At 46.2% G+C, this 24,382-nt stretch carries 21 protein-coding genes and 1 riboswitch; of the genes, 2 read left to right on the plus strand and 19 right to left on the minus strand.

Annotated elements, in window-relative coordinates; translation table 11 throughout:
• Positions 1-236: 236 nt before the first annotated feature.
• From cas2e to BUB81_RS10140, 15 genes are all read right to left on the minus strand, one after another.
• On the minus strand, positions 237-530 hold the full coding sequence (cas2e, locus tag BUB81_RS10070; RefSeq protein ID WP_073322252.1) for a type I-E CRISPR-associated endoribonuclease Cas2e: 294 nt from the start codon (positions 528-530) through the stop codon (positions 237-239).
• 3 nt (positions 531-533) lie between these two features.
• Entirely contained in the window at positions 534-1,454 is a 921-nt protein-coding gene (cas1e, locus tag BUB81_RS10075) for a type I-E CRISPR-associated endonuclease Cas1e (RefSeq protein WP_073322254.1), read from the minus strand.
• A gap of 2 nt (positions 1,455-1,456) precedes the next feature.
• Positions 1,457-2,278: a KilA-N domain-containing protein gene (locus tag BUB81_RS10080; RefSeq protein WP_073322256.1), complete on the minus strand. Its 822-nt coding sequence runs from the start codon at positions 2,276-2,278 to the stop codon at positions 1,457-1,459.
• Between the two features lie 20 nt (positions 2,279-2,298).
• Positions 2,299-3,765, minus strand: a complete 1,467-nt coding sequence (locus BUB81_RS10085) for a type I-E CRISPR-associated protein Cse1/CasA (RefSeq protein WP_073322258.1) — start codon at positions 3,763-3,765, stop codon at positions 2,299-2,301.
• On the minus strand, positions 3,762-4,409 hold the full coding sequence (gene cas5e / locus BUB81_RS10090; protein ID WP_073322260.1) for a type I-E CRISPR-associated protein Cas5/CasD: 648 nt from the start codon (positions 4,407-4,409) through the stop codon (positions 3,762-3,764). The genes BUB81_RS10085 and cas5e overlap by 4 nt, the downstream gene beginning before the upstream one ends.
• An 11-nt stretch (positions 4,410-4,420) precedes the next feature.
• The gene (cas7e, locus tag BUB81_RS10095) at positions 4,421-5,446 is read right to left on the minus strand and encodes a type I-E CRISPR-associated protein Cas7/Cse4/CasC (RefSeq protein ID WP_073322262.1); all 1,026 of its coding nucleotides are present in this window, start codon (positions 5,444-5,446) and stop codon (positions 4,421-4,423) included.
• 17 nt (positions 5,447-5,463) lie between these two features.
• A complete protein-coding gene (locus BUB81_RS10100) occupies positions 5,464-5,901 on the minus strand; it encodes a type I-E CRISPR-associated protein Cse2/CasB (protein ID WP_073322264.1) in 438 nt (145 codons plus the stop codon).
• 10 nt (positions 5,902-5,911) lie between these two features.
• Positions 5,912-6,454: a type I-E CRISPR-associated protein Cas6/Cse3/CasE gene (gene cas6e / locus BUB81_RS10105; RefSeq protein ID WP_073322266.1), complete on the minus strand. Its 543-nt coding sequence runs from the start codon at positions 6,452-6,454 to the stop codon at positions 5,912-5,914.
• On the minus strand, positions 6,454-8,910 hold the full coding sequence (gene cas3 / locus BUB81_RS10110) for a CRISPR-associated helicase/endonuclease Cas3 (protein WP_073322268.1): 2,457 nt from the start codon (positions 8,908-8,910) through the stop codon (positions 6,454-6,456). Before cas3 ends, cas6e begins: the two co-directional genes overlap by 1 nt.
• Positions 8,911-9,033: 123 nt before the next feature.
• Entirely contained in the window at positions 9,034-9,867 is an 834-nt protein-coding gene (locus BUB81_RS10115; protein ID WP_073322813.1) for a WYL domain-containing protein, read from the minus strand.
• Positions 9,868-10,013: 146 nt separating this feature from the next.
• Positions 10,014-12,113 (minus strand): zinc-dependent metalloprotease family protein, encoded by a 2,100-nt coding sequence (locus tag BUB81_RS10120; protein ID WP_073322270.1) that lies wholly within the window; start codon positions 12,111-12,113, stop codon positions 10,014-10,016.
• A 79-nt stretch (positions 12,114-12,192) separates the two neighbouring features.
• Positions 12,193-12,279: riboswitch (cyclic di-GMP riboswitch) on the minus strand.
• 308 nt (positions 12,280-12,587) lie between these two features.
• Positions 12,588-13,412 (minus strand): putative RNA methyltransferase, encoded by an 825-nt coding sequence (locus BUB81_RS10125; protein WP_073322272.1) that lies wholly within the window; start codon positions 13,410-13,412, stop codon positions 12,588-12,590.
• A 44-nt stretch (positions 13,413-13,456) separates the two neighbouring features.
• Positions 13,457-14,899, minus strand: coding sequence for a wax ester/triacylglycerol synthase domain-containing protein (locus BUB81_RS10130; protein ID WP_073322274.1), 1,443 nt, complete (start codon positions 14,897-14,899; stop codon positions 13,457-13,459).
• A 5-nt stretch (positions 14,900-14,904) separates the two neighbouring features.
• Positions 14,905-15,570, minus strand: coding sequence for a TetR/AcrR family transcriptional regulator (locus BUB81_RS10135; RefSeq protein ID WP_073322276.1), 666 nt, complete (start codon positions 15,568-15,570; stop codon positions 14,905-14,907).
• A 5-nt stretch (positions 15,571-15,575) separates the two neighbouring features.
• Positions 15,576-16,787, minus strand: a complete 1,212-nt coding sequence (locus BUB81_RS10140) for a DUF445 domain-containing protein (RefSeq protein ID WP_073322278.1) — start codon at positions 16,785-16,787, stop codon at positions 15,576-15,578.
• Between the two features lie 294 nt (positions 16,788-17,081).
• Between BUB81_RS10140 and BUB81_RS10145 the strand changes: the two genes are divergently transcribed.
• A complete protein-coding gene (locus tag BUB81_RS10145) occupies positions 17,082-18,542 on the plus strand; it encodes a DUF3336 domain-containing protein (RefSeq protein ID WP_073322280.1) in 1,461 nt (486 codons plus the stop codon).
• A gap of 44 nt (positions 18,543-18,586) precedes the next feature.
• Here the strand turns inward: BUB81_RS10145 and BUB81_RS10150 are convergent, their stop codons facing one another.
• Together BUB81_RS10150 and BUB81_RS10155 are read right to left on the minus strand one after the other, a co-directional pair.
• Entirely contained in the window at positions 18,587-20,554 is a 1,968-nt protein-coding gene (locus tag BUB81_RS10150; RefSeq protein ID WP_217653460.1) for a metallophosphoesterase family protein, read from the minus strand.
• Positions 20,555-20,752: 198 nt separating this feature from the next.
• Positions 20,753-22,948 carry an amidohydrolase family protein gene (locus BUB81_RS10155; RefSeq protein WP_217653461.1) on the minus strand — a complete coding sequence of 732 codons (2,196 nt, stop codon included), beginning with the start codon at positions 22,946-22,948 and terminating at the stop codon, positions 20,753-20,755.
• A 73-nt stretch (positions 22,949-23,021) separates the two neighbouring features.
• Here BUB81_RS10155 and BUB81_RS10160 point away from each other — a divergent pair, with 73 nt between their 5' ends.
• The gene (locus BUB81_RS10160) at positions 23,022-23,375 is read left to right on the plus strand and encodes a hypothetical protein (RefSeq protein ID WP_073322282.1); all 354 of its coding nucleotides are present in this window, start codon (positions 23,022-23,024) and stop codon (positions 23,373-23,375) included.
• A gap of 59 nt (positions 23,376-23,434) precedes the next feature.
• Here BUB81_RS10160 and BUB81_RS10165 read toward each other — a convergent pair whose 3' ends face one another.
• Both BUB81_RS10165 and BUB81_RS10170 read right to left on the minus strand, forming a co-directional pair.
• Complete coding sequence (locus BUB81_RS10165) at positions 23,435-23,962, minus strand: hypothetical protein (protein WP_073322284.1); 528 nt, start codon at positions 23,960-23,962, stop codon at positions 23,435-23,437.
• Between the two features lie 46 nt (positions 23,963-24,008).
• Entirely contained in the window at positions 24,009-24,368 is a 360-nt protein-coding gene (locus BUB81_RS10170) for a phasin-related domain-containing protein (protein WP_073322286.1), read from the minus strand.
• Between the last annotated feature and the right edge of the window lie 14 nt (positions 24,369-24,382).

Raw genomic sequence — 24,382 nt, forward strand, 5'->3', positions numbered from 1 at the left:
CCGGTTCATCCCCGTGGGCACGGGGAACACTGTACATCACAACGAGGGCAATACCATGGCTACGGTTCATCCCCGTGGGCACGGGGAACACGGGTTGATGTGCGCAAAGGTTACAGCCGAAACCGGTTCATCCCCGTGGGCACGGGGAACACTCCAATTATAGACAATTGATCTATAAAGGAAATAACCCAATTGAAAAATCTACCAGAATGTTAAAGATCAAAATTAATCTAAAATCAGTCAGAATCAGCAGGTAAAAAACGCACAAGTCTGAGCCCATCAACGTCAATCGGTTCTCGCCTGTTTTCACCATAGGTTTGAAAGTCAAAACCCGATTCATTGTTAGTTGACCACGCCATGACGACATTGCCATCATCGGCAAGTTCAGTAACCTGGAACCAAATCATCTCGCGAATACGTCGAGAAACATTACCTACGTATACGCCCGCCCGCACTTCTAAAAGCCATACCGCTAAGCGCCCTCTTAATCTAGGTGGTACCGCTTCAGTAACTACAGTGATCATAGCCATAAATTACCCCGTTCGGTGACCTTCGTTACCTATACTTTGTGGTTCAGGTATCGCTGGAGGCTGACTATCCTCTGGCGCCTCTGGAGGCGTAATTTCCCCAGCACTCAACACTTCTTCTATTAGTGGAATAAGACGGTTGAGCAACTTGGTTTCGCGAAAGATATTACGGCAGGCTATGCGTACTTCCCTGTCAGGGCTACGGGGATGTTTCGAAGCTATTTTGAACGCTTCAGGTACAACAGATTCGAACTTGATGATATCAGCTATATCGTACACAAAAGATAACGGTTTACCAGAGTGAATAAAACCAATTGCGGGAGCATATCCCGCCGCCAAAATCGCGGCTTCTGTTACACCGTATAAACAGGAAGTTGCTGCACTTATACATTGATTAACGACATCGCCCTTTTCCCAGTCTTTGGGATCATACCTGCGGCCTCGCCATTCCACACCATATTGCTTTGCAAGCAGTTCATAGGTTTTTCGCACACGCGCACCTTCGATACCACGCAGTTGGTCAACACTCCGTCGCTCTGGCGCGGGTTCACCAAAACGTAACTCAAACATTTTGCGAACCACTTTCAGCCTGAGATTCTCGTCCAGAGCCAGTTTAGCTTGGTATAGTAATTTATCTGATCGCGCACCACCGGGTTGGCCTGCGGCATATAACCTGACACCCGCTTCGCCTACCCAAATTAACAAGGTACCTACCTGAGCCGCCAGCTTTACGGCCGCATGGGAAACTCTGGTACCAGGTTCAAGCATGATGCACACAACCGAGCCAACCGGAATGTGCATCCGCTCGCCATTTACTTCATCGATAACAACAAACGCCCCGTCCTTAACATCGATTCGCCCCATACCCACAAAAATCATAGAATTGCGATCTTTGACAGGGATAGGTTTCAGTGGGATAAAAGCCATGTTTACTCCTTTAATAAAGGATTCTTGGCGGCATTGGCTGCAATCAGTACCTGCATTTGCTGAATGGCTAATTGATTCAATTTTACAATCCGTTCAGATTGCTTAATGCCTTGTTGAATGAAATGGGCATTCATAGATTCCATGTTTGCCAAACAAACAAGCTGGTGAATATTGGCGTGATCACGCATATTGCCGCTGAGCTGAGGGTTTTCATCACGCCATTGCTTAGCCGTAACACCAAAAAGTGCAACATTTAGCAGATCTGCTTCGTTGGCGTATACACAGGCTATTTGTTGGTTATTGAGCGTTTCCGGAATGAGGTGCTCCTTGACCGCATCCGTATGGATCAGGTAATTCACTTTTGCGAGATTGCGTCGAATATCCCAGCCAAGTTGTTCGAACTCTTGTTCCTTTAAACGTTGGAACTCTTTGATCAAATAGAGTTTAAACTCAACAGAAATCCAGCTGGCAAACTCAAACGCAATATCTTTTTGAGCGTAGGTACCGCCATAGCGTCCGGCCTTTGAAATGAGTCCAATCGCACTAGTTTTCTCTATCCACTGTTTGGGCGTTAGCGTGAAACTATTCAACCCGGCTTCTTTTTTAAAGTCATCGAATTCGATGACTTTAAAATGAGGGTTATTGAGTTGCTCCCAAATACCTAAAAACTCGATGGTATTGCGATTCCGCAACCAATTACCGATTATCACACCGGTTCGGTCTTTATGCTTAAACCGGGCAATATCAGTAATACATATATACTCCAAGCCCTCCTGGGTCATGGTTGCGATTGATTGTTCAAGTACTTGTAGTTTGGGTTTCATAGGCACTCCTTGTGGCGGTGTTACTCTTTATTGAGAATATACTCACCTCTAATCAGTGCCTTGAATAATGGCAAATCGTGTTGATATTTACGCTGAACTTCGGAATAGATTTTTTTGGCTTCCTGGTTAAGTAAACCAGCCGCGATACGCCTCAGCGTACTGGCCTCTTTACTATCTACATCCAACAATGTTTGTTGGACAATCTGCTGTGCATTGGAAACGAATCGATTAACTGCATTGCTTTTAATTTCAGCAACAAAGTTTTTATCATAACCAATACCAAACAGTTTATTCAAAGCCAGAATTAATTTGTCTTTTTGCTTTAACCCGGCATCAACCACTTGTGTTACTTTAGACAGCTGCTTCTTCAGCGATGAAGGCATTGAATACAAATCATAGACCCTGCCAATAACAGAGCCTTGATCCGCAATATTACCTCCGACAAGCAAATGTGTTTTTCCTGTTGAAGCCAACTCTCGATGTTGTTTAACAATGTATGCGGGCTCGACTGTGCCTTTATTTGTTTCAGTACTCACAACATAGTGACTCAGTTCTTGCCAAGATTGCCAATTTTGATCGCGAGCACCAACTGGAAATATACCGTCTTCACGCACACTAATGGGTGTATAAGGATGCAACCACCATCCTGCGCCCTTATCTCTCCCCGTCTTCGTAGAGCCATAAGAGCCAGTGTATTTTTCCCGAACAAATGTTGTCACGGAAGTATCCGCGTAACAGCCACAAACATCACATGTACAAGTTTCATTTTCAACATGGAAATCAATATGATAGGCCAGAGCAAAAAGTCCACGTAAAAGTCCAATTTTCTGTGCCTGGTATATTTCGCCTTTCAATGGCGAAACCCACATTGGTTCGAAAATAGCATCATTATCTAAATGCGAGAATGTGTTAAAGAAGTCTATAGCGACTACATTCGAAAGAATTGTTTGGCGCAAACTTTCTCCCGATACCAAAGTGGAAATTGCGCCACCACCTCTTATCCCTGTCGCTCCAGTTGGCCCAAAGCACTCCCCTTTAATATTCATATGCAGGTTATAATTTAAAACGTGAGTACAATCCGGGCATATCTTCTCAGCATCGGAAACTTCTGAAAATAAACCAATCGCGTTTGGCGACGTTCCACATTCAATGCCTGACAAAAGCTTTGTGATTGGTGCAAGGGGATTTTTTGCATTAACAGGCGCTTTAGATTTCATAAAACACACTGCATCAAACCACTCAGAGTTTATACTTGCTAATTTTGCATCATACTCTTCGGTAGTAAGCCCTTTTGCCAAATAGTGCCGCAAATCATTAGTACTTGGCTGCAAAACAGCTGTCGCAAGCGAACTTAAAAGTTGCAACATGGCTAACTGAATTTCATCAAAATAGTATTGAAGCTGATAGTCATTATTTGAAGTCAGCAAAGTGCGCAGCGATACCTTGCCTTGGTCGGTAGAGATAAAATCATCTTTGAGCAGATTCATATTGCGACTTCCTGTTCTATTTGGTTGTTAGGTTCTGCACAAACAAATACCGTTCGCATAGCAAACTTACGTGGATTTACCGTGGTTTGGTCTCGCACTTGCAGAACTGCTACCTGGTTATCGCCCGAAACATCACTGAAAATTTGCCCGCCGTAGCTGAGCAACTTTAACGCATTGGCGGGGTTACCTTCTTCACAAACAGTCTCAAATAATGGTCGGGTAAGCGGACAAGACTTCCTCCCTTGGAATAACGTAAAAGCTGGTGATATCACTGCTTTTTGTAGCTCTACAATAACGCTTTTCTCCGCGCTGATAGCAAACGTATATTCTGAGTCACACCAGTATTCGCGATAGGTTGGTTTAGTCCCAGTTTGAATTTTCCCTACCGGACTTCGGAAATTTTGAACAGTATGGTAGTCAACAATTTTCTCTCCTCCTTTGTTAACTTGCACAGCAATTTGCAATCGCTCGGATAATTCAAAAAGCGCCTGATGCTGTGAGCGTGAAATCCCTTTCGCAGCGCCTAATAATCCCATGATCGCTGACCGCGTGGGGAAGTGGCTTACTCGGCGGTGTACGTCGAATGTTTGTAAGCCATAAGCTGACATCCCTTCTGTTTTCAAAATTAAGGTTGAGGTATCCATTAACCTTCTCCCTAAAATTGAATATCACTAATTTTGTTTACCCAGCTAATCGTTTTACCTTCTTCACTACCTGTCAAATCCATCCCGATTGCATCAGAGTCCATGTCGTACGCATCTTTAAGTTTTTCGTAATGGCTCACTAATTCTGCAACAGATTTTTCCATGACATCGCCGGTATTTTCTATAGGCTTTCTAAAAGCGTTAGCCAACGATAAAGGCTGGTCTGCTCGTGTTACTAACACAAAGTCGGCCTGATTATATGCAGCAAACACTTTTTGCTTAGCGGAAGGGGTTACCTGAGCAAAACAACGGACTACTGTTTGTACTACCGGCATAACTTCATCTGGTGTAGATTTTACATTTTTGGCAAGCAAGTCCAGGTTGATACTCGCATAACGATAAAATACACCAGAACTAAATTCAGTTGTGCCAATATGACCTGAACCTTGTTCGGCCAAATCATCACAAGCCGTAAACCAGTCGACTTCAATATCTGCACTATGTGTTGTGAGGCTATGCGCAACACTCATCGCAGCTTCTACGTTACGTTCGGGGCAGCTCGCATCCATCCGACCAGATAGCGCAACATCGAACGTTGGGATATGAGCTATTTTCTTTAACTCTTTTAACTCTGTTCCAGCTTTAACCATATTTACCGCTTCACGGATAGCGCCAATAGCATAAGGCTGAACTGCATCGAAATATCTATGAGTCTCACCTGACTCTTTATCTTTCTCTTTTTTTATTTTAGATCCCATATTAAGCAAGACATCTTCTATTAGCTTAGAATCCACCTCAGGCATGCTTTCAATACATAATGCCAACAGTTCATCAAACTTGTTAGTGCGTATGGATTTTTCCTCTACGGCATTTGTATATATGTCACTTTGACGTATTGCGCGCTTCAAACACTGACTGGATATTCTGCTTCTTACTGTGCCACCAAAAACGGCAGTTTTTTGTAAGCCGGAATCATCGCGATTCATCATTGAAGAAGGGTGAGAAATAAGGGTATGGATGTTGATAAACGTAGTCATAAATAAGTCCTTTTAAATTAGTCTTTTTCGGTTTCAAATTTTGCGGTATTTGCCAGAATGAACGCTTTGAGTAATTGACGCCTTGCGTTGTCTCCCCAATATTGGGCTAGTTGCCCAAGGCTCTCGGGATCAACATCGCTACAACGCACCAGTTGGCGCTTTAAATAATCAACGCCATTGTCACCACTTCTGGTGAGCTGAATTATCTGGCTTTCTTTTACGCCAGCGGTCAGCAAAGCCTCTGCTACCGTTTTTCCGGTATCGTTATCGCTCATTTTGGTGTGTAGAAACAAAAACAAAATTCGCTGCGTTTGTTTTGAATCAGTTGCTTTTGAGTAAGCTAACACTCTGAAATACGCCGGGCTGTTCGCCAGTGTTTTTAAGCTACAGCGCTTAAGCTCTGCTTTATCTGCTTTAGAAATTACACTCAAAGCTTTAAGTATTGATTTGTACATATTCGCTCCTTTACATTAGGCGTGCTAAAGACAACAGCCCTGCTCCTGCATGTTTTTTACGCCCGATGCCCATCACAAGTGCGTGCTCAATCGAAGCAACATCTAAAACGTGTAAAATCCCTTCAAACAGAACAAAGCGACTGTTAAATGATTTTTTGCTTCTCGTAAGTAGAGTATCCATTGCCGTTACCTGAACATTAGCACCAGCAAGTTTTCGCTGTAGCCACTCAACTTGTTCATCAGGTTCCTTTATCTCAATGACTTTTTTACTCTTACTGAGGCACTTCGTAGGATAGGCCAGCAGCTTAAATTTATAGCTACTATCTATTGCTACCTTAGGTGCAAATTCTTTGGTTATTAATACTTGTGCTTGCTCGCAAGACGTTGGTTTGGTTGCAGACTGCAAAAGTAACTCACATCCTTTATTAGTTTGTTCCTCGACCCGAAAAAGGTGATCCCTTTTCCTGTCAGGTGTATTGGGAAATAACTTCCAAATGGCCTGATGCTGCTCATAAGTGTCGCGAGACTTAACCACGACTTTTGACAAGTACATTATTTACCTCCTGTATTAAATTCTTCGACTAAATCTGTGCGAATAAAACCCATATTGTTGTATTCAATATCTTTACCTACCACGGCTTTCGTACAGAAATAATCGGGATATTTTGTTCCTTTAGCGTGTTTGGGGGGCAACGAAATAAGGTTACGCTCTCGGTCAACTTGTTCTTCAAAACTCCCGCCGTGCAATAGCGCCCCAGATTCATCTACCAATACCACTGATATACTCATTTCGCCCTCCCTGGTTAATAGTGCACAACGGGGATCCACATCGTTTAATGGCTTCGATTGCATTGCGCTGATTTGCCGAGCAGTGTAGTGACTGCCTTCGCCTTTTAATTCAAAAGCGTTAGCAATTTCAGTAATTGCTTCAGGCTCGCTTTCGCAGATCTCTGGGAAGTGCACATACTCAATAGCTTCCCGATAGCAGTCAGGAAAAATTAGTTTGTCATTCTGATTGAGATATTTTTCGGTTCGGTAGAGCCAACGAATATTCTGGTAAACAAAACCACTACCGGAATAGTGTGTTTTTGTCTTACTAATACTCTCATCCAAGTGAATGCTTTCTTGAGGAATCAAGGTAATAAAAAGTGGGTCTTTTATGGCGTTTGTTCGTGGATATAAATCTGTATTTTCTCGCTCGTGTCGCCACAAACGTCCCATGCGCTGCATTAAATATTCAATTGGTGCAATCTGGCTGATAATCACATCAAAATCCAAATCCAATGACTGCTCGATAACTTGCGTAGCAATCAGCAATCGCCCTGAACGCGTAGCATTTTTCCCGTATTTTTCTAAAACCGCTTTCTCGATGTGTTGCCTGTCACTAACGGTATAACGAGCATGAAACAGATCAACTTCAAACTCAGGCTGCTGGAGAGATATTTTATGAAACAAGCGCTGTGCGTCGGCAACCGTATTAAAAATTACAGCAACCATAGCTCCTTGGATAACCCAATCACAAATTGTGCCGATGTGAGTATCCTCTGGAAAACAATCTTGCGTATGCCACTGTTGAGTACAGACAACCTTTCGCTTTAACTGCTGTTGCAGCTCTTCGGGTAAAGTAAATACATTTGTATCCCCCTGTAAGTTTGTATGGGTAATTAGCGGATAAGCTTCCGAGTCAGAAGAACCACTATACGTATTAAGCAACTTATTACGAATGTGATGAGGCAAAGTTGCTGATAGAAGTATTACACTTGAAAAAGCTTCATGCTGACCTTTTAACACTTGCTCAATCAATGCCATCATATAAGCATCAAAACTGTGAATTTCATCGAGAATGAGTACAGATTTTCTGGTTCCGAACGAGCGTACAAACTGGTGTTTTATGCCCAGAACGCCCATTAGGATTTGATCAATAGTCGCTACCGATGTTGTACCAAGAAATGCACGTTTTTTTGATTGATGTAAAAAACCACTCTCATCGGTAACAATGAAATGTGACTTACCGTGGGCAAGAGTCGCCTTAGCATCAGGAAAAAGTAATTCAGCAGCATGCTGTATTCGATCGAATAGGCCGTTGGCTGTTGCCTGAGTTGGCAAACCAAAAACAACTCCATCAGCCAGTCCAGCTTCCACAAGCATTGAAGCATAAGACAGCGCGAATTCAGTTTTACCCGCTCCCGTATCTGCTTCAACCAAGGTTAAACCGGGCGATAAAGGCAATTCATCCAGTAAGCATTGAATTCCTCTTGGTCTGTAATCAGGGAATAAAAAACTAAACCCCGCACCAGCTATCGAGGTGATCATACCGCTATCACGTAGAACGGCTTCAGCTCGTGGAAGAACCTGTTCGTAATACTCTTGCAGATTAGCCATTGGGGAGGTCGTGAAATTGGTTAATGACGAGCCAAGCCAATCTGCAACACTGCAAAACCCAGCTAAAAGTGGAATTCCCCCAACATCAGGTATACTTTCCAGCTCACAGAACTCTAAACAAAATGCGACCCATTCAGACCGTGCTTGCTCGTCAAGGTCGATTAAATCATCATCAGCTGTCGGTTCCTCATAATTGAAATTTGTGTCACAAAACCCATGATGCCCCGCGACAGCTTTCATTGCTTCGCTGTAACCAAACTTTTCACAGAATTGTTTAAAACCAGAAGAGCCGTGAGAATAATAGGAAAGATCTTCTTCTATCCACCATTCGTCGCCCTGAAGTTCTTGTCGAATATCTTCTCTGAAGTGTTGAAAGCGGCCATCAAACTTTCCAAGATCATGGAGTAGAACAAAAAACAAAACTATGCGACGTGCCAAGTCGGGCTCAACGTTTAAGTACAGAGCAAAACGCTTCAATAATACGGGGGAAAGTTCCAGCCATTTATCTGCCACTGCCGCCACATCCAAACAGTGGTAAGGCAACAGGTGATAATCTGCACCAGGTTGTTCACTGTCTTTTTTGGCTTTTCCCCAGTATTTAAAATAGGGAGGGTAGTCCTTTTCCATTACCTTTCCTGTTAGCTGAATGACTCGTAATATGATTACTTTTTCACAACAACATCACGTTCACAATCCCGTAAATAAATCCAGTAAACTTACTTGCCCCTTTCTTTTGTATAGTGCCGTGAATTAACTAAATAACCACGGTTTTAGGTCATCTTCGTTTACCAATACCAATTGCTGCTGTTGAGGTGTTTTAGCTAATGAGTCTATTCTGACTTGCATTTCCTGAATCAAATACTGTGCTAACGCTGCTTTCGTTGTGACTTTCAGTTCGCCATTTTTCATTTGATAGTCACGCTCTATAACCCTTTTTTGAACTTCGGTTAACCTGGGATCAGGTCTAAAGCATAATGTGACCAATGTATTCCAAGCTAAATCTCCTTCAATGGTTTGAGTTGCTGCATCCATTAGAAAGGGCTCACCACTAAAGCGACTAAGGACAAAATCGCGATATTCAGAGCGATATTCGCAATACCCACGTAAATGCCACCTGAGTCCTGTTTTTACAAAAGTATGCGGCTGAATAACTCTCCCTTCAGAAACTGAATTACTTAATGAAATGTACTCAACGTCTAAACGACGAGACTGCTTAATTGCGTTAACTAAACTCCGCATGATAATTGGAGAGATATTACGAGGTGGAAGCGTCAACTCGGCATGCGTAATAGCACTGTAAACATTACTGGATTTTAACGTATGATTATTTAACCAATTCAGATACTCACTTGCGTCACCATTGATAAAATGAAGCTGAAAATCAACTTGTGCTATCTGCGACTTCTGTCTATTGCAGTACTGCAGGTTGTTTGGGCATAGAAGTTTATATGAGGAAATATGTTTCTTGGCTTGAGTATTACTTATTCCAAAGAACTTGCTGACATCAGAACTATTCACTTGCCCTTGCCAATACGACAGCAATTCAATAAACCAAAAATAAATACTACCGTTCAGGTTATCCATAACATTCAACGATCAAAATTTTATATACTTTAGTATATATATCCTTCGAGCAAAACTACTTTTCGATATTGAGCAATGCATTGCCTGATATACCGAAGAAAAAGGCACTTTTCCTTAAGTGCCTGAGTTAAACTTTCAAAGCCAGGTTACTGAATACACAGATTCTTTCGACACAACTTTATTCCACTAGTCGAAGTAACAGTAACGTCACTCCATGCGGTCCAGTCTGAACTTCCCGCGCTGTTCAATGCGCGAACGCGATAGCGATAAGTCCCCTTTCCGCTGGCATCAACATACGCTCGCGTATTTTCCCCCAACGTTGCAACGATGGTGGTGGCTCTGAAACGGCTCACGTTGAACTGCTTTTCCCGTTCAATTTCAAAGCTGGTTTCGTCGTCGCTGTAATCTATCCAGCTGAGCAATGCCGTGCCATCCTGTCCGTCAGTGACCACAAGCTCACCGGGCGCTTCTGGCACGGTTGTTTCAGGCGGCAAGTCTTGGGTGATGGTGCACATCTCAGCAGAAGCCTCGGTAACATTAGCAGCAAGATCCCGCGCGCTTACCGTAAAGCAATACTCACTTGATGGTGATAAACCGCTTGCAGTAAACGCAGTCTCAGTCTGCCACTCACTGTTCTCACATCCCACATCACCATAGGTACAGCTGAATAGATAGGAAACCACGCCACCGCGGTCATCGGTTGCTACCACCGACTCCATGGCTATCTCGGTCGCACTTGAAGAATACGGCTCAACAGCAAACTGCATTGGGTTAGGGTCTGGTGGCATGGTATCCGCTGCGCTCACGGTGATCTGCCCGTCAAGATAGTAGTGTCCCTGACTGCCATAATCTGTGGCATACAGGCTGTCCGAACCATACACTTCCAGCACATACAGACCTTCAGACACTGACGTTGATAATGTCGTGCTGGTTTCATAACTATCGGCGCTTTCTACAAGCAATGTGCCTTGGGCATCGTACAAACGTAAGCCAATATCGAGGTTACTGCCGCGACGCCCTGTTCTGGTGAACGCATGCCAGGCGGGCGTGGCAGTAATGGATAATGTGCCAGTGCCGGCAGTAAACTGAAACCAATCCGTGTCGGCTACCTGAATACTCCCCTTGTTATGGTTGCTGACATTACCTGGGTCGATTTCCCGGTTGGTGGCACTGAAATTTCCATCATCATCGATAACCAGCGCAACCGGGCTATCAATGGCTCCCGAGGTATCTGCGCTGGCGCCCAACTGTGCGCGAAGAATTGCAATATCATCCTGGCGTTGATTCGCGTCCGGATAATCGCCTTTACTCCACTGGGTCACATTTTTGTTGTAGCCAACGCCCATGATTGGTGCCCAGCTCGACGGATCGCTGTCTCTTCCCAAGCCACGAAAATAGCTGGTCGTGGAGGTACCATCGTGTGCCAGACCAAAGTTGTGTCCCATCTCGTGAGAGCCGGCCTCGGCCATGTAGGTGGCCACGCCGCCGCCCAACTGGTTGTAGTAGACCAACGCAGGCTGATAGTAGGTATAGTTGCTTCTGCCCCACACACCAATATAAGCCACACCACCAGCGCCCTGACTAGGCATGGCATTGCCGTTTTTATCGCGATCCTTGGTAAACAATAACCAGCCGGTGTTGGGACCAAACTCATCCGGCGCTTCAGTTGTTACATTCACATTGAACGCGGCAAAATCGTCGGCAATCCGCGTCCATATTTCATGAATGCGGGCCCGCTCTGTATCGTTAAAACTTGTAGGGTTGCCATCCAGATCGAAAGGTTGGGTATCATAATAGGCTCCTGCTCCCCACGCTCTGCCACTGAACGCACCACCGTCAAAGTCGAGGAAAATAGTGTTGTCTGCAAGCGGGTTAGAATGCAGTTTAAGCACGTCAATGTCAGGCAACACCATGGCTGTGGCTGGTGTTTCATCTGACGCCAGCGCGGCGTCTGCCACCAGCCCTTCCTCCACGTAAAACAGCTCGCCGCTGTTATCAGCGTTCATAAAGCGCTGGTCAACAGCGGGAATACCCAGTGCAGATAAACGACGTAATGCACGATCTCTGGCTGCCTGAGGCATGCCGATCAACGCCTGTTTCAACTTGCCCTCCGGCACGTCTTTTAGCGCCTGAGGCGGCAGGTTTTCAGAAAGTTGAGGTAATGGCTTTGCGAAGCTGGCCGTCGCAACAAACGCGCTCATACAGCCTGCTAAAACACTGAGTGTTAAGTGAGAAGAAAATTTCATTGTTACTTGCTCCAAACAGATATAACAAGGTCATTTGGAACGGAAAGTTAGCCTGAGCACGGGTCCCTGATGCTAACTGGCCAGCAATCCCGCTATCGTAGAGTATGCACTCCTTAGACCGGTGACTTTGCGTCCCACGCTTTCGCGTGGTTTGCCCAGTTGTGTTATTCACACACCAACAGCGTATCAGGTGAGCAGCACTGTCACTGTATATAGTTCAATCGGGATGTGTCGGCAGGCATACTTTTTGGCAGGGATATATCGGCTTAAATACCACTCTGGCATATTGCGCTTGAATCAAATTTGTCTTGGTAAACAATGAATAATTAAATCTGCAGTTCAAAACAACGTAGTGACTGGTGAAATGGAGACCAGAGACCGAAAATCAGAGACCGAAAATCAAAGAAAGCCACACTATACATTTAAAGCACAAGACTTCGTCAGGTGCGTAACCGGCTTTTGATACTTACTGTGTTATTGACGTTTGAATACGCGAATAACGAAATCGGCTGTCACGGCGAAGTCAGCATCCACCAGCGACTGCGCTTTGTCTTGGGGTAAACGCCAGTAGTAAGGGGTCATTTCCATTAATGCCTGGCGCATTGCGGCGTTGCTGAAGTTTATGGGAAAAGACAAAGCGTCTTTCGCCACCAGATCAAAGCCAGGCATAACCACGTCTTTGTCTTCATGTTGACGGGGCGCGTCGTAGATGGCTTGTTTTATTTCCCACAAGTGGTTTGGACCGGGGTCGACCATAATGCACAGGCCGCCCTCAGCAATTACCCTTGCATATTCCGCCGCATGACCGGGTGCAAATACTTGCAGTACTGTTTGTAAAGACTGGTCTGCAACCGGCAATCGGGTGCTGCTGGCAACGGCAAAATGGCAGGATTTAAACCGCTTCGCCGCGATATCGACCGCGTGCTTGGCAATGTCACTTCCCCAGGCAACTGCCTCAATATCTGCGGCTTTTAATGCGTGCTGAATAACACCAAGATAACTGCCTTCTCCACAACCTGCATCGTACAGGTTAAATACCGGCCACTGTGCAGATTGCGTATGTTGAATAATGTGGCTGGTGATCAACTGCATGAGCGGCAAATAGCCTTCGCCGTCGTGGAAGCAACGACGGGCATTCAGCATGGTTTTATCATCGCCAGGCTGCTTTGAGTTTTTGTGTTGAACCGGCAGCAGATTCAGATAGCCAGATTTGGCTTCATCAAAACTATGGCGGTGTTCGCAACGCCAGGTTTTACCTTGCTGAGATAGCGGGTGCTGGCATAAGGGGCAGTGCCACATAGACGGCTCCGATTCAAAAAGGCGCTATGCTACCCCTAATGCGGCTAGGTGTCACTAACAATGGAAAGTGGCACTTCGTCTACGTGTTCCCCTATGTCATCAATGTTCAGTGACGGATCGTCGATACTGGCCTCGAGCATATCGAATGCTTCCTGACAATATTGCGCAAGCGGTTGCAGCGACTTTATGGTTTTGTTGCAACACACCATGCCAATATTAGCGGTGCCGTTATAGGTCATTAATGTGATGTTCACCCCGCCCCCAGGCGTCATCGTAGAGATGGGGTAACACCCCAACAACTCGCTGTCTTTAAAATACTTAGCATGGGTAGGACCTGGCACGTTAGAAATCAGAATATTCGCAATAGGACGTACCCAGTTAGAAATACGCAGCCACTCAAAGACCAATGCGATTGCCTGTATACCAATAGTATAGGCACTAAAAGCGGCAGGTCTGGCGAGTTGCGCTGCGTGTTTCACAACCCGGTGGTGATAAATAATTTGCCGTAATCTCAGGTATGGGTCGTGTTCGGCGTGCGCTAACTGCACAGGCACTATGGCAATTTTGTTTCCGCCGGTTTTTTCTCCGGGTTTACGCAGGTTAATGGGCATATTGGTGTAAAGCGCTTGCTTAAAAATATGACCGTGGTCCTGCAGCAATCGGTGAACACCAATATCAAATGCCGCTAATAACACTTCATTGGCCGATGCCCGGGTACGTCTGGCCAGTGATCGTATTCGGCCAAAATCCAGGTCGAACGTTGCAACAGCCCTGCCCGCCTGTACTTGCCCGGTGAGTACGGTTCGCGTTCCTGAAAACGGCACCGGCATATAGTGACGATTAATGCGCAGTAGCCGCAGCAACAGCCCCAGCAGGATCACCAGCACATCTTTCGTGGTCATGAGAAATTCCCAAACACCCAACCAGATGCGCTTTATCCGTTTGTACTGCTTAACCGGCGTATGCCGCAAACGCTTAATGGCCCAAACAGGCGTAAAGCCAGTGCTTTGAGGTTCATCCAGATAGCCCGCCTGAAACCAACGAACCAGGGTAGCACCGTCGCCATACAAGTGATGCACCCTGGCATAAATGGCGAAGGTGTGATGTGTCGGATCATACAGAAAATGGTATTGCCATAGTGGCTTTTGTGGGTCGAGACGAGTTTCATGCATACGGGCAATAAAACGGTCCAGTGCTTCTCTGTCATCAATATTTTCAATCTGATGGCACTGCACGTGGTAATCCATTTGCATGTGTTTTACGGGTTGTAGGCCCAGCGGCCAGATACCAATGGCTTTTACCCGACAGTTAAACGGCGGGCACGCCCTGGCAAAGCCCTGCATTTCCTTGTGCAGCGCAGTCACATAGGTTTTCGGATCCTGCCCTTCTGGAATAGACAGTAATTGCAAACAAGCTACGTGCTTTGGGTTAGCCTGTGACTCCGTGATCCAGAATGACTTGTCAAGAAACGACAGCTTTCTTGCCATATCCTTTACCCCTCCAGTACATCGTTCCCAGTCAGGTTTGCCATGGAATGGTGTTCTATGGCGCTTTGCAGCTGACTGAGGGTCTGTTCATCCAATGCAAATCGTGGCAGTAATGCCGTCATGATGAGACTTAGTGCATGAAACTTCTGTGACGTAGGATCATTCACGGCCCGCAAATCATCGTATTGACTGCTTTGGGTCAGAATCATGCTGATTAAATCCACCATCATGCGTTGCTGTGCAGACGTCGCAGCGAGTTGTTGCTGTGCAGCAAATCGCTGCAGCAAACTGTACAAGCCTGCCTCTAATTGTTTAATTAATGATTTATGCAGGCGTTTGGCGCGAGGGTATTTTTCGGCAATATCTGCCGGACTGCGATAGAGAAAACGAAACACCTGTAGTTTGTCGATCACAATGGCCAGAAAATAGAAAAAGTCTTCAACGGTGACTTTGTCGAGGGTGGCGGGGCGAAACAACTGTTGCATTTCTGTGTTGTGCCATTCAATAAGCGCATCCACGATGAGCTCTTTGCCCTTGAAGTGGTAGTACAGGTTACCCGGGCTGATATCCATTTCCATTGCAATATCGACAGACGTAACACTGTTTTCGCCATGTTCATTAAATAGCGCAAGTGCGGTGACTAAAACCCGTTTTGCGGTTTTCCCAGCCATGGTGTTTATCCCAACATCAATAAATACAACTGCGCAAATCCAGCCGCCATGCCCAGAATCGCCCCGGTAACAATGAGTTTCCATTCATCCTGCTGATAAGCCGGCCTAAGCACACCTTCAAACTCTTCCGAGCTCAGCGCCTGCATACGCTCACACAAATCGTCCCCTACTCTGAGCGCTTCGTTTGCGTAATCAAAAGCATAGTACAAATATTTGTCTGAATCTTCGAACAAGCGTTTTACGGCCATCGATTTCATTTTGAAGTAATTCTCAGACCCCACGCCCAGCGCGAAATACGGCTGAGCAATGGCCACATAGCGTTCAATGGCGTCGTTAACATGCAGCTCGATGAGTTCTAATAGCTGGGCAGAACCAGAACCGTGCAGGATCATATGGGTGATGTTTTTCGGGTTAATGAGCTTTTGCTCGATGATATCGGCGTACACCCGGGATACCTCGGTTTGCCGTTTCAGGAACATGCCCTGAATGGTTAAACCGGCAAAGCGTATTGGCTGTTTCGGTTCGAAAATAATTTTAATTGCAATCCAGTTAGTCGCGTACCCAACCAGCAAGCCACCTAACGGGAGGATCCACCATGCCTGATAGAAATACCAGAGCGCCATGGTTGGCAGGCCAAACAAAAAGCCGAAATAAAAGCCAGACTGAACAATAAATGGAAACTCTTTTTCACCCGAGCGCAGGAAGATCTCGTTAATCAGCTCCGGTGAGTTAACTAACTGCTCGACCACCAGCTCTTTGATATCGAGGATTTCATTGACGTTGTGCTGAAAGTCCTCAACCATTTTCGACACCACATAAGGAATGTCGTCTTCGATTCGGCGATAAACCAGGTTCTTGCCCTGCACCGGTAACGCAGCCCACACCGTGGGCGCTGAAGACTCCATAACCTCGTTTACGATTTTGCGCACAACCTGGTGCAGCCGGTGCTCAATGGCTTTGGTGAGGGCTTCAGGTTCAAGTCGATTGGCGAGCTCTTCTACGCTCAGCAACTTGCCTAACACCAACTCTACCTCGATTTCTGCCATTTGCTTTCGCTTGGCAGGAATTAGCCCCTGCCAGCCAAAAACTGGCGGAATACCGACGAATTTCAGCGGGTAAAACATCATTTTTACCGCCAGGTAGTTTGTGCTCCACCCCACCAGCGCACTGATAAGCGGGATAGACAGCAAACTCAATGTTTGTAAATTCCAGTCCATGTTGGTGCTACGTATCTTGTTTTTAGTATTTGCCGTACTCAGGCTACTGACTGCTGACGCATGGGTCAACTTAACTTTATTTATAGATGAAATAAATCATGTAAACCCTGATTAGTTCAAAAAAAAGCGTAAAAATGCAGTTAAATTGAACGAATTAGCGCTTTCGTGGCTATAAGTTACAAATTCACATACACTTTACAAATATAAGTGGGTATTACTGATATTGGGTAGCGGATTCTAATTTTGCTACCTACACTGCCAGTAAACAGGTAGTCCCAACGCCGGGGAGGAAGTATGTCTCTGTTTTCTACACAACTTTCGGATATCGAAAAAGCGCTCGAGCAAGCGAGCAGCTACGCCGAGTACCGCGATGCCTGTTTGGCACACGACGCCTTGTCGGGCGCTAATGAATGGAAAGCTAAAGATCCCTGCCGGGACTATGACTACCGGTTAATTCGCAAACGCGTGCAGCGCATTAAGCTGGCACAAAGCCAACACGATATCCCTGCCCTGATGTCTATCTTGCACGAAGGGCTACATGGCAATCTGGGTAATATCGCCAATCCCGAGCTGCTCACGCACAGTAAAATCGGTACTAAACACCTGATCCAGGAGTTCATAGACCAGGTTGTCAGTGCTCTCGAGCAGATATATACCGCCGACGAGGACGTAGTCGATTTTTACGATAAACTCACGTTCTTTGAAGAAACCGCTCACGCCTATGGCCGCAGTTGTCTGATGCTGTCTGGCGGCGCGGGGTTAGGCTTTTTCCACTGTGGTGTGGTGAAGTCGCTAAATGAACAGAACCTGCTACCTTCAGTCATCTCCGGCGCTAGTGCAGGCTCAATCATTGGCGGCATGCTGGCAACCCGAACACACGACGAACTGCTGGAGTCACTGAGTGCTGAGTTCATTTACGAGCACTTCAAGAACTGGCGTTTATGGGGCGGCCTTGGCAATAAGAGTCTGCTCGACAGTCGGGCACTGGAAAATACCCTGATCGCGTTGTTTGATTTAATGACGTTCGAAGAGGCCTATGCCAAAACCGGACGCCACGTTACGGTAACCGTATCACCCGCCGATCTACACCAGTATTCGCGATTGTTAAACGCCAAAACATCACCCAATGCATTAATTACCCAGGCCGTTCGCGCGTCTTGCGCCGTGCCCATGTTGTTCACTCCAGTGCAGCTGAAAGCCAAGACGGCTGATGGTGACATTGTTCCTTATATTCCCAACCGCCGGTTTGCCGATGGCTCCATTATGGCTGATTTGCCGTTTCAGCAACTTGCGCGTTTGTACGGGGTTAACCACAGTATTGTGAGCCAGACTAATCCACTGGCAGTGCCGTTTCTTACCGGTGCACGTTCACATGCGAAAACCCTTACCAGCATGACCCTCAGGCATATTAGCCAGCTGGCCAAAGCCAACAGTATTTTTGCTTTCGACATTATGGAGCAGTTGGTGCCGAACCGCGGCGGCAAGCTCGCCATTCACAAAATTCGCTCAGTGATCGACCAGCAATACGTAGGCAACATTAATATTCTGCCAGACAAGCAAATACGCAACCTGATGCAAGTGGTGGCTAACCCGACGCTGGACAGCATCAAAACGCTTATTGAGAGTGGCGAACGTGCAACATGGCCTCAGCTTGATGTAATCAGGCGCAACACGCTGATCAGTGAAACCCTACGCAACAAGTTAAGAGCGTTGAAGCAACGCGAAGCCCGCTTGTTTGAGCACGAACCGGTTTAGTTTTCGGAGTCAGTTGCGGGTAAAGCGACCCGCAACCATTCAGACTATCTCGCAATGAGGGCAAGCTCTACATCACGCTGTAGTACTACCCACCAACGATTTCCAAAACTGCTGTCGTATCCTACTATTGGATAGTCTTCACAGCTGGCATCTCGTGCAGGCGGCATGTCTAGATAGGCAGTAGACCAAGCTGAGTCAACAATGCAGGATTCAGGAGCAATGGCTACCCACTCATCGACCAACCACCCGAGTGTTACTGTGCTGGCATCGACACTTTCCGGTGCTGTAAATTGCACAGCGAACGCGTCACTTACTGCATTCTCAATATTCCACGATTTAGTTGCCGTAGAAGGCAGCGAAATTGCCGATTTTGCTGAACCGTCAGTTTGAGACATGGTCAAACCTTGATCATATTCAATATCTTTGGCTACCCCATAATCATCCTGGTACATACCGGTTTGATTTTGCGTACCACTGATGATCATGATATCCGATTCCGTGCCATTGGCCGGCAACCAGCTTAACGTGACGTGTTCCTTTAAATCGATGGTAGTTTCAGGAATGAGCAATTCATCTTTTGCTTCATCAGGGATCACTCGTACCGGGCTATTAAGGTTTGGTGTCCAGTTCTCATGAACCTGGTAAAGCCACTGGTATGACAAGCGCAACAAATCATTAAGACTTTCTGCCCGTGAAATGCCTGGTGTAAATCCTAAATCACGTGTGCGGGTATCTGTGCGGTTAAACGTATTATTCTGCCCTCCTTCGAGAGTGACATAGCTACCGTCATCAGCATAACATGCATTAGTTAAATAATGCGTTTGCAATACCAATACAGGGCGAGTGTCATCCGGAATAGAGTTAGGGTAAATCACAGATTCACAACGGTTTGTCGTTCTTGAGAACTTATCCACTAACTGCCATTTTGCTGAAAAATCCTGATCTTCGTTGTTAGAAGTAGCGGTGTGCTCAGCAAAGTAAGACGCATAATCTACTCTGCTGTTATTAAACGTTAGCAGCGACGAGTTCACATCAAAATGTGTAGAACCATTACTCATGGTGGCATTTTTTTGTGCCACGATCATTTGTACTAATTCACGCTCACCAAATCGGAATTCATACCCCTTGTAGGATGCATTTCCTGACATAATCTGCGTATATGTATCCATGCGGTAATTACCGCCAGTGGGCGTAGAGCTTGAAGGTACGGTCTGCAGCGTGGTTTTAGCACTGATCAGTGAGCGTTGATACTGATGCTCATGTCCCTGAACGTAAATAATATCGTGCTCGGCAAAGAATGTGCGAATTTCCGGCTGTACCGAGTACACCCAGTCATCGTCTTTTGTGCCATCAACAATTTGTTCTAGCGTTTCACCGTATTTTGCGCCTATTAACCCATCATGGCTGGCAACTACTATATGTTCGATATCTTCTATAGATTCGACAGTTTCTTTGATCCACTCAAACGCGATGGGTAAATTGTAATATGCCAGGCCAAAAATCAGCACATTTTCACGGACGACATAATAATTAATCCACTCATAAGCAGGCATGTGTACGGCATCTTCCGGAATGAAGTGCTTCATGTTTTCAATCCAGTTGTACGTATAAGCGTAGCTGGTTTCATGATTGCCCATTACGGGTAAAAACTCGATACCTTGTTCTGCGTAGGCATCGGCAACCGACCGCCATTCTGCAAATTCTATATCGGACCCTTTGTCAGTAAGATCGCCCAATGCAATGATCATATTGACGCCATTAACGGCCTGATGTGCGACAACTTCACGCATGGGATAAACCGAAACATGAGCCTGGCCGTTGGCATCTGTACCGCCTTGAGTATCGGGTAATAATCCAATAGTGAATGGTTGAAACGCAGGCTCAGAAGTTTCAGGAGCAGGCGTCGAGGGAGTGGTAGGCGGTTGCTTTACTTTGTTGCTACCACCACAGGCGCTCAATAAGAAAATGATAATAATATAAAAAACTAACGTTTGACTTCGACAACATGGCATTGCGCTTTCCTTGGTTAATAAATCGCCATATATACTAAAGTCTAAGTCATGAATATTTCGTGTCTAACACACTACAGTCTGGTGAAGTTTTTTTGAACGACTGGCTTTTTTGATACGCAATGCACAGTTTCTAATGTTGTAGAAATGAAATAAGCGCACTTGTATTCGGGTTGAGCCAAGTGCGCAAAGGTAAAAAAACTAGTGTGTTACTATAACTTCAGGCAATGCAGTAAAAGGCTTAATACCAAACTCAGGGTAGACTTCCGATGGGAAATAGAATTTACCTTGGGTTACCACCATGGCCATGGATTTCAACGCAGCCAGGTCGGCGGTTGGATCGCCGTGTACCAGGAAAAAGTCCGCTTCTTTACCTACCGAGACTGAACCGCGCTCTGTATGACCGAGATATTCGGCCATATCATAACTACCACGCTTGAGCGCTTCGGCAGGTGTCATACCGATTTTTTCAAACAGCGCCAACTCCCGGTGAAGATAGAATGCCCCGCCCATGTCTGTGCCGGGTACCAGCAGAATGCCACGTTTGTGCATAAGTGACAGCGTATCCAGAATCTTCTGATAAGCTGTGAGATAAGCCTGGTCTTCCGCGTCATCTGCCACGTTAAGCATGGCAGACTTCGCTGAGCGCTGCTCGCTGACCGGCATGTGATCAATATAATTAGCCACGGCTTTGTTGGTGATGCCATTACGCCCAGTCATGGCATATTCGTGGATAACCATTGTCGGGTCGTGTGCAATGTTGTTTTCTACCATCAGGTCCAGGGTATGTTTTACCGCTTCACTGTTCAGGTCTAAGTCCACAAAGCGCTTCATGCCTGTTATCCGGAACAAAGTGCGGGTATCTTCTTCAGGTTTTAACACCCAACCCAACATAATCTGATTGATATGCGTCAGTTCGTCGTAACCGCCCTCGATCATTTGGTCGGCGCGGTAAAACGCAGGCACGTGACCAGCAACACGAAGGCCTAATCGGTGAGCTTCTTTAGTCATGTCCGGCACCCAATCGCCATTCATGGAATTGTAGATTTTAATTTGCCAATAGCCCTTTTCGGCATAATCGCGAATTAGTGCCAGGGCGTCTTCTTTGGTAGGTGCCAGCTCTCCCGTTGCGGCGCTGTAGTCACTCACACCCTCAATGAACCCACTTTTGGTGATTTTAGGGCCAATTAAAATGCCGTTGTCGATTTTATCGATCAATGCCGACAGCACTTCATCTTCGTTACCCATATCGCGAATACCGGTCACGCCCGCCAGCACATTCAGAATTGCCCTGTCGTCGCCCACGTGTCCATGCATGTCGTAAAGACCGGCTACCAGCGTGCCGCCCTCACCTTCTATAAACACTTCGTTTGCATCCGGCGATGATTGCACCGGCTCAATCGCGGTGATCTTTCTGCCTTCAATAACGACCGATGACGCCTCTGTTAAAGCCAGTGTTGTCGGGTCGAAAATTCGCACATTGTTTACCCGAACAGGTTTGTCATACTGATGGGTAACGTTTTTAGCAATATCTTCATAACGCTCCGTGTTAAGCGTCGCCGCGAGTTCGCGTAAGCGCTTGTCTTCCGATTCCAGTCCTTCGCGAAGCAGAGCGAAACGTGGCGACACCACAGCCACAAACTGCTGCTTGTCGTCTAAAATCACATAACTTGGATTCAGATTAATGCCGCCAAGTGCATACAAGGTGGCTTCTACCTGATTTTCCCCACTTCCGAGCGTTAACCGGCGCTTTTCTGAAACGGTAACCTGACCGGCTGGCAGCGCTGGATAAGGGGCACCGCCGGCATCAAGTACCGTTTTGGTGTACAGATATAATGCATAAGGACTGGGATTTTGTGCAATGTAAATGGCATCCCCTGTCACGTCTTCTTCACCTGCTCCCGCTGCGGCCTTCCAGCTTGCAACCCCGTCTTTTAACTCATAGGTTTCGTTTACTGCATTTCCAAATGTCGTTTTGCCCTCAATAGACCAGGAAATGGGAATACCGGCTTCAGACAGTAACAGCGTTTCCTCACTACTCGCGCCACGGCCGTTATTGCTAAAGCCGTAGTTAATGTCGATCACCGGGCCATTTTGCGTGATAGTCATATCACCCACATCGGTGCCACCAAACAATACGTTATATTGCTGTGTAACTGATGTTGTCGATACTTGTGATTCGGTCGTCGTTGATGTGCTGGTTGGCGCTTCACCGCTGCAAGCAGTGAGTCCGGCTACCATTAAGCCAATTAAAGACAGGCGCATAGCAAAGTCCTTGTAGTATTTGTAATCGTTATTATAGAAAGTCTGTGAAACGCCATAGAGCGTAGCAGTATTCAGCTTCACAGGCGAGTATTCACGATGAACACGCGCATTTACCCGAAAATCAGCAAGCATTGCCGCTGCGCCGTTAAACTTTTTATTGTGCTGTGCGTAACTGAATTCAAGTAACCTTTAACCAGAGCCGGATATGCAAGACAGTGATATTGTGACGCTATTCACTTACCGTTTTTTGATTGATGAACCACAGCCACCGCATAATTTCACTCAGGATATTAAGGACTTGCAGCAGTTCCCCGAGCGCTTGTCGTTAAGCTATATTGATGAATGGAAAAGCGATATTAAGCGGTACATGAGCAAAAACAATCTGACTATAGATGATTTGGAAGCGCTTAGCACACAGCTAACCGAACCTGACACTGCGCAGCAATATGCGCCCTTGAAAGACATTGTAGTCAGGGCACTACAAATTAACAGCAGTGACACCGTGAGCATCATTGAGACGCCGTTTAAACGCTACATAGACAAACTGGTGAACAGTTAGCAGTGCAGTAAGAAAAACAAAAAACGGGCCGAAGCCCGTTTCTTATTCATACTGATTTATCAGTCTTGCTTGGGAGGCGTCGTTTTCGCCTTCGAAGCTGCTGGTTTTCGCGTGGTTGTTTTACGCGTCGTTGTGGTTTTCGCTGCAGTTTTCGTACCTGACTCAGATGCAGTTTTACTGGCTGCAGGCTTACGTCGGGTCTTCGGTGCAGGCTTGGCGGCTGCCGCTTCGGCTTTGGCTGCAGCTTGTTTAGCTGCGAGCAAAGCCACCTGCTCTACCAGCAAATCCACTTTGTTCGACAACACGTCCAACTGAGCAGCACGTTTCTGCTTCGGCGTGGTGAAGCTTGGCATCCAGTGATGAAGTGGTGACTGACGCCACACTTCGCACCATTGTGCCGGATCCACCGCTTTACGCAGCTGAGACTCGACCTGCTCTCCTCGTGAAGCAAACTCGTTGAGCGTTTGCTGAGAATCGCTCAGTGTTTGCTGCACTTGCTGATTTGCCTGTGTAACCTGATCAGCCACTAATCCTAACCCCGCTTCAAACCAGGCAAACAGCGGTGATGTGGGCTTTTTATCTGACATAATCATTCCTTACCCAAAATCGGGCAGCATGGCTGCCCGCAGGGATTTATTTATTTGCAGCCAGTTTTGCAACGGCTTCGGTCAGGGCGTCGATTTTAGCTGACAGCTCGTCAATGCGCTGATCAGTATCGTCTGCATCTAAACCTAACTTTTTACGCACTTCAGACACGCGGGTTTCAACTTCAGAGGTGGTTTCCTTGAACTTGTCTTTCGCTTCTGTCTCCAGTGTTTCGCCTTTGCTTACCAGGTCGTTAAACATTTTGCTGGCTTCAGTGGTCAGTTTTTCATACTGGCCCTGCGCTTCGTCAATACTTTTGCCGTAGGCACCTAAACCTGCTAACCAGATTTTACGTGCAAAGTCTTCGGCTTCATTGATTTTGTTTTTGATATCGTCTTTAGTCGTCATGGTGAACTCTCCTT

Source organism: Marisediminitalea aggregata (assembly GCF_900129565.1).
GTDB classification, from domain to species: Bacteria; Pseudomonadota; Gammaproteobacteria; order Enterobacterales; family Alteromonadaceae; genus Alteromonas; species Alteromonas aggregata.

Coding starts and splice junctions, on each gene's coding strand:
- BUB81_RS10100 (WP_073322264.1), bottom strand. CDS start 5,901: ATGTACAAATCAATACTTAAAGCTTTGAGTGTAATTTCTAAAGCAGAT.
- BUB81_RS10135 (WP_073322276.1), bottom strand. CDS start 15,570: ATGGCTGGGAAAACCGCAAAACGGGTTTTAGTCACCGCACTTGCGCTA.
- BUB81_RS10160 (WP_073322282.1), top strand. CDS start 23,022: ATGCAAGACAGTGATATTGTGACGCTATTCACTTACCGTTTTTTGATT.
- BUB81_RS10130 (WP_073322274.1), bottom strand. CDS start 14,899: ATGGCAAGAAAGCTGTCGTTTCTTGACAAGTCATTCTGGATCACGGAG.
- BUB81_RS10125 (WP_073322272.1), bottom strand. CDS start 13,412: ATGTGGCACTGCCCCTTATGCCAGCACCCGCTATCTCAGCAAGGTAAA.
- BUB81_RS10155 (WP_217653461.1), bottom strand. CDS start 22,948: ATGCTTGCTGATTTTCGGGTAAATGCGCGTGTTCATCGTGAATACTCG.
- BUB81_RS10080 (WP_073322256.1), bottom strand. CDS start 2,278: ATGAAACCCAAACTACAAGTACTTGAACAATCAATCGCAACCATGACC.
- cas5e (WP_073322260.1), bottom strand. CDS start 4,409: ATGGATACCTCAACCTTAATTTTGAAAACAGAAGGGATGTCAGCTTAT.
- cas1e (WP_073322254.1), bottom strand. CDS start 1,454: ATGGCTTTTATCCCACTGAAACCTATCCCTGTCAAAGATCGCAATTCT.
- BUB81_RS10115 (WP_073322813.1), bottom strand. CDS start 9,867: ATGGATAACCTGAACGGTAGTATTTATTTTTGGTTTATTGAATTGCTG.
- BUB81_RS10085 (WP_073322258.1), bottom strand. CDS start 3,765: ATGAATCTGCTCAAAGATGATTTTATCTCTACCGACCAAGGCAAGGTA.
- cas2e (WP_073322252.1), bottom strand. CDS start 530: ATGGCTATGATCACTGTAGTTACTGAAGCGGTACCACCTAGATTAAGA.
- BUB81_RS10150 (WP_217653460.1), bottom strand. CDS start 20,554: ATGCCATGTTGTCGAAGTCAAACGTTAGTTTTTTATATTATTATCATT.
- BUB81_RS10170 (WP_073322286.1), bottom strand. CDS start 24,368: ATGACGACTAAAGACGATATCAAAAACAAAATCAATGAAGCCGAAGAC.
- cas7e (WP_073322262.1), bottom strand. CDS start 5,446: ATGACTACGTTTATCAACATCCATACCCTTATTTCTCACCCTTCTTCA.
- cas6e (WP_073322266.1), bottom strand. CDS start 6,454: ATGTACTTGTCAAAAGTCGTGGTTAAGTCTCGCGACACTTATGAGCAG.
- cas3 (WP_073322268.1), bottom strand. CDS start 8,910: ATGGAAAAGGACTACCCTCCCTATTTTAAATACTGGGGAAAAGCCAAA.
- BUB81_RS10145 (WP_073322280.1), top strand. CDS start 17,082: ATGTCTCTGTTTTCTACACAACTTTCGGATATCGAAAAAGCGCTCGAG.
- BUB81_RS10120 (WP_073322270.1), bottom strand. CDS start 12,113: ATGAAATTTTCTTCTCACTTAACACTCAGTGTTTTAGCAGGCTGTATG.
- BUB81_RS10165 (WP_073322284.1), bottom strand. CDS start 23,962: ATGTCAGATAAAAAGCCCACATCACCGCTGTTTGCCTGGTTTGAAGCG.
- BUB81_RS10140 (WP_073322278.1), bottom strand. CDS start 16,787: ATGGACTGGAATTTACAAACATTGAGTTTGCTGTCTATCCCGCTTATC.